Annotated in this window: 2 protein-coding genes and 2 pseudogenes; all 4 read right to left on the minus strand. The window is 65.1% G+C overall.

All coding sequences use genetic code 11. The features are described from left to right. The coding region (locus tag JCM25156_RS31685; RefSeq protein ID WP_277909485.1) for a proton-conducting transporter transmembrane domain-containing protein at positions 1–287 on the minus strand (287 nt) is incomplete at its 3' end. Further along, the gene (locus JCM25156_RS31690) at positions 260–532 is read right to left on the minus strand and encodes a hypothetical protein (RefSeq protein WP_025814211.1); all 273 of its coding nucleotides are present in this window, start codon (positions 530–532) and stop codon (positions 260–262) included. The genes JCM25156_RS31685 and JCM25156_RS31690, both read right to left, overlap by 28 nt. 4 nt (positions 533–536) lie before the next feature. Beyond that, positions 537–847, minus strand: a pseudogene (nuoK, locus tag JCM25156_RS25935) (NADH-quinone oxidoreductase subunit NuoK). 1 nt (position 848) lies between these two features. Continuing rightward, positions 849–1,068, minus strand: a pseudogene (locus JCM25156_RS31695) (NADH-quinone oxidoreductase subunit J); the annotation flags it as partial.

A 1,068-nucleotide genomic window follows, 5' to 3' on the forward strand; every position in this document is an offset into this window, starting at 1 on the left:
CGGGTCATGAGGAAGGCCTTGCGCGCGGCGGCGGTATTGGCCGGGCTGTCATACCAGAACCCGATGAGCAGGTAGGAACACAGCCCCACCCCTTCCCACCCGATAAACAGGCAGAGCAGGTCGGAAGCCAGCACCAGCACAAGCATGGCGGCCACGAACAGGGTCATGCACCCAAAGAAGCGCGCAAGGCCCGGATCCCCCGCCATGTACCGCACGGCATAGACATGGATCAGCAGACCCACGACCGTGACGACAAGGATCATGACCAAGGAGAGCCGGTCCAGCATGAAGCAATATCCGCCGAAAAACCGGGAACATGCACCCACTCCCACAGACTGGCGTGCAATATTCCGCCCGGTGGGCCTGACAGCAGCATGGCGGCCAGCATGATGCTGATACAGGCACCCAGCCCCACGCCACCGCACGCCACCCACCCCACGCCACGCGCGGACAGGTGGCCAGCGGACACGAACACGACAAGGGCGGCCGCAAGCGGGCAGAGCACGAGCAGGGGGAGGAAAAGGGCGGCCATGATCCTATCCTCGCAGAAGGTTGCCGGTATCGGCGTCGAGCGTGGGGCGGCCACGGGCATGCAGGCAGAGGATGATGCAAGCCCCACCGCCGTTTCCACGGCGGCGAGCGCCAGGATCATGAGAAACATCACCTGCCCCGCTGCGTCATGCCAGCGCGCGCCCGCGGCGACGAAAAGCAGGGCCGTGGCATTGAGCATGATGTCGAGCGACATCAGCATGAACACGAGGTTGCGCCGCGCCAGCACCCCGGCAAGCCCCACGGAAAAGAGCAGACTGGCGAAAATCAGGCTTTCATTGAGGGAAAGGGCAGGCATGTCAGCGGTCCTCCACACGGTTGCGCCCGATGTGAAAAGCCGAGACAAGACCGGCAAGAAGCAGGAATGACGCCAGTTCGACCATCAGCACGTAGCGCCCGAACAGGCTCAGCCCCACATCACGCGCCCCGATGGGCGAAAGCGGCCACGCAGGGCCGGAAAACAGGCCCGGCGTGCCCAGAAGCCCGGCGCACAGCAGGGCGGCGAGCACCCCCGGCCCA

The sequence above is a fragment of the Komagataeibacter kakiaceti JCM 25156 genome (genome assembly GCF_000613305.1).

Bases quoted from the DNA above. Each gene is read 5' to 3' on its own strand.
- JCM25156_RS31690 (WP_025814211.1), bottom strand. From the start codon at position 532: ATGGCCGCCCTTTTCCTCCCCCTGCTCGTGCTCTGCCCGCTTGCGGCC.